The organism is Poseidonibacter sp. (assembly GCF_041821165.1).
Taxonomy (GTDB): Bacteria; Campylobacterota; Campylobacteria; order Campylobacterales; family Arcobacteraceae; genus Poseidonibacter.
Window position 1 is genome coordinate 1 of the sequence record NZ_JBGUES010000181.1, and the last position, 4,649, is coordinate 4,649.

The 4,649-nt window shown below is 30.0% G+C and carries 2 protein-coding genes; both read right to left on the bottom strand.

Annotated features, from left to right (window positions below):
- Positions 1-135: 135 nt before the first annotated feature.
- Positions 136-531: a hypothetical protein gene (locus ACERKK_RS11415; RefSeq protein ID WP_373773204.1), complete on the bottom strand. Its 396-nt coding sequence runs from the start codon at positions 529-531 to the stop codon at positions 136-138.
- A gap of 21 nt (positions 532-552) precedes the next feature.
- A partial coding sequence (gene rpoC / locus ACERKK_RS11420; RefSeq protein ID WP_373773205.1) for a DNA-directed RNA polymerase subunit beta' occupies positions 553-4,649 on the bottom strand: 4,097 nt, incomplete at its 5' end.

Here is a 4,649-nt window from a genome sequence, read left to right on the forward strand (position 1 = left end):
TGAAGTGTCAATTATAGGTTCATACTTTGTATGATACAAAGCATTACTAATTAAGTGTTTAAATTCTATTGTATTCATGAAAGAATTGTAACTAATAGAATCTTAATTTATTATGATATTGATTATCAATTTAAATTATAAATATATTGAAGCTAAAAATGAGAGTGGATAAATAAATAGATTTAAATATCTAAAGGCAAAACCCATTGGGATATTAGGTATGATTTCATTTAAATCAATGTTTTTTGATATTTTTTGCATTATTGATATTTTAAATAAAATATCGAAGAATTTTACAGCAACAATACTTATCATTAAAAAAGTATAGTTATTAAGATAAATTGTAAGAAAAATAGAATAGATAAAACTACTGTTTAATAAAAAATACAGAAAAATATTTTGTTTATATATTGAATAGTTGTTTAATAATAAGTTATGAATATTATCTGCTTTTTGCCATTTACTTTCAAAGTATTCAATAACAATAAAAAGTAAAAAAAGTGAGATTATATCCATAAGTAAACTTAACAATAAGGCAGATGCCTTATTGTTTTAGTGTTCAGTTGAAGAGAATTTGATTTTTTTGTCTTTGTATAGACCAGTTCCAACAGGAATAGTTCTACCAATAACAACGTTTTCTTTTAAGTCTTCTAACATATCCATTTTAGCTGAAATTGCAGCTTCTGTTAATACCTTAGTTGTCTCTTGGAAAGACGCAGCAGAAATAATTGAATCAGATGTAACAGCTGCTCTTGTAATACCAAGTAATAATGGTTCAGCAATTGCAGGTTCTCCACCTAATTTAATAATTCTATCATTTTCAATTTTGAATCTCTTTTTAGAAATCATATCTCCAACAATAAATTTAGTATCTCCACCATCAAGAATCGAAACTTGTCTTAACATTTGAGATGTAATAACCTCAATATGTTTATCGGCAATATTTACCCCTTGAGATCTATATACTTGTTGTACTTCAGAAACAATAAAGTAATGAAGTGCTTTTTCACCTAAAATTCTTAATACATCATGAGGTGCAACTTGGCCATCTGTTAATGCTTCACCAGCATGAACAAACTCACCTTCATGTACTAAAATCTGTTTAGATTTTTCAGATAAATATTCAGCTTTATTTCCATTTTCATCAGTGATAATAATTCTTTGTTTATTTCTTAATGGTTTACCAAATGAAACAACACCATCAAATGATGCTAAAATAGCAATACTTTTTGGACGTCTAGCTTCAAATAATTCAGATACTCTTGGAAGACCCCCAGTAATATCTTTTGATTTTTGTGTTGCTTTTGGTGTTTTACCAATAATATCACCAATTTGAACTTTTTGACTTTCTGAAACATTCAGAGAAGTTTTTGGATCTAATTGATATCTAATTAATTGATCATCTTCAGTTGCTAAAACAACTGCAGGTTTATATCCACTTGGAATATATTCATTAACAACTAATTTAGATGTACCTGTTAATTCATCAAATTGCTCAGCAACTGTAATTCCTGGAATTACATCTTCAAATGTAATAGTTCCAGATTTTTCAGCAATAGTTGGGTTTGCATATGGATCCCATTCTGCAATAACAACTTGCTCTGCTCTTTCAGGAACAGCAATAATAGATTCTTTTTCAACTTCAACATTATCATTAAGTTGAATTACAGAACCTCTTGCAATATAGTGTCTTAAAGCTTCTCTATCATCAGCATCAACGATTACAGAGAATAAACCTTTATCTGTAATAACATCACCAGCTTTAATATCTTCTCTTCTTTCTAAATAGTCACCAGTTAATTTATAATATTTAACTATACCTTTAGAACCAGAAACGATTGTAGAAGTAATAGGTGCTCCATCTTCAACTTTTAATTCAGAAGCAAATGGAATTCTGTTTGGAACATTCCAACCATCTTTAATCATTTCAACGATTGATTCGTTTTCTTCTACTTCATCATTGTTTGAATATGGTAAGTATAATTTACCTTCAATTTTACCTGAAACTCCTGCTAACTCATTAGCTTTAGCAACATCATTTTTTCTTAAGTAATATTTTTTTGATTCTTTAGCATTAGAAATTGTTACAATAATTTCTTCATGTAAAGTTTCAACTGAAACATTACCTTTAAATGGTGCATTGATTTTAGGTTCAACTAATAAAATACCTGCATTTCTTCTATTTGCAATTAAGTTAGCTCCACTTTTTGTAAGATATTTTTTAATATTGTAATATCTAATGAAACCTTCTTTATCAGCTCTTAATTCTCTTTCAGTTTGAGTTGCACTTGCAGTTCCTCCAACGTGGAAAGTTCTAAGTGTAAGCTGTGTTCCTGGCTCACCAATTGATTGAGCAGCAACAACACCTACAGCTTCACCTGGAGTTGCCTTTCTTTGCTCACCAAGGTTAAGACCATAACATTTTGAACATAAACCATTTTCTTCTTTACAAGTTAATGGTGTTCTAATTACAACAGATTTAACTTCAGCATCAGCAACAACTTTTGCATCTTCTTCAGTAATTAATGTTCCTTCTGTAAACAGAATTTCATTTGAAATAGGATCAATAATATCTTCAGCAATAACTCTACCTGTGATTCTTTCTTCTAATGCTTCAATTAATTCATTACCAGAAGAAATATCTGTAATTTCAATACCTTCATGAGTACCACAATCTTCAACTGTGATTCTTACATTTTGAGATACATCAATTAATTTTCTTGTTAAATATCCTGCATTGGCTGTTTTTAAGGCAGTATCCGCAAGACCTTTTCTAGCTCCGTGAGTAGAAATAAAGTACTCAAGTACGTTTAGACCTTCTCTAAAGTTTGAAATAATTGGCGTTTCAATAATAGAACCATCTGGCTTAGCCATAAGTCCCCTCATACCTGCTAGCTGTCTAATCTGCGCAGCAGAACCTCTAGCCCCAGAGTCAGCCATCATATAAATAGAGTTAAATCCATCTTTATCAGCTTCAACTAAGTTCATCATCTCAGAACCAAGTTTATTATTAACTTCTGTCCAAATATCAATAATTTTATTGTATCTTTCTTGCTCAGTTAATAAACCTTGAGAGAATTGTTTTTGAACTTCAATAACTTCTTTTTTAGATTTAGCAACGTGACCTGCTTTTGATTCAGGAACATTAATATCATCAATAGAAATTGAGATACCAGCTGCTGTTGCAAATTTAAACCCTAAGTTTTTTAAGTTATCTAAGAATCTTGGAGTTACTTCATATCCACCATGTTTGTAAATATAATCAACTAAAGTTCCAATATCTTTTTTCTTTAAAATTTTATTCCATAAATTCAATGGTACAAAATCAGGTAAAATATCATGAATAATTAATCTACCAACAGTTGTATGAACAACTTTTCCATCAACTTTAGATCTAATTTTTGCATGTAAATCAACTTGATCCATTTCTAATGCAATTCTTGCTTCATTTACATCTGTAAATAATTTATGCTCACCTTTAACACCATCTTTTTCTAATGATAAGTAGTAAATACCTAAAATCATATCTTGTGATGGTACAGCAATAGCACGACCAGATGCTGGTAAAAGAATATTCATTGAACTCATCATAAGAATCTTAGCTTCTGCTACTGCTTCTTGTGATAATGGAACGTGAACAGCCATTTGATCCCCATCGAAATCGGCATTGAAGGCAGCACAAACTAGAGGATGAAGTCTAATTGCTTTTCCATCAATTAATACAGGGTGAAATGCTTGAATTGAAAGTTTATGTAGAGTTGGAGCTCTATTTAGCATAATAGGATATTCATCAACTATTTCACTTAAACATTCCCAAACTTCATTAGTTTCAGATTCAATTAATCTCTTCGCTGCTTTTAATGTAGTTGCATAACCTTTTTCTTCAAGTTTTGCCATTAAATGCGGTTTAAATAACTCAAGAGCCATTTTTTTAGGAATACCACATTGGTCCATATTTAAAGTAGGTCCAACAACAATTACAGATCTACCTGAGAAGTCAACTCTTTTTCCAAGTAAGTTTTGTCTAAATCTTCCTTGTTTACCTTTAATAATTTCAGATAATGATTTTAAAGGTCTTTTATTTGCACCTTTTACTGCATTAGCTGTTTTTCCATTATCAAATAAAGCATCAACTGCTTCTTGAAGCATTCTCATCTCATTTCTGATAATGATTTCTGGTGCATCAAGTTCTGTTAATCTCTTAAGTCTGTTATTTCTGTTGATAACTCTTCTATATAAATCATTAACATCAGATACAGCAAACTTACCACCATCTAAAGATACAAGAGGTCTTAAATCAGGTGGAAGAACTGGAAGTTGAGTTAACATCATCCATTCAGGTCTATTTCCAGAATTAATAAAGTTTTCAACAACTTTTAATCTTTTAATTAAAGTTTTTCTTTTTGCTTCTGATTTAGTAGAAGCCATGTCTTCTTTAATTTGAATAAGTAATGCAAATAAATCTTGAGTTTCTAATAAATCTCTAACAATTTGTCCACCCATGTTTGCAGAGAAACCTGTGTGCTCAAATAAATCAGAAATAGTTCTATATTGCTCTTCATTTAAAATATCATGTTTTAAAACTTTTTTAGTTTTTTCATTATCATAATATGCATCACCTGCATCAGATACGATGTATGCTTCATAAT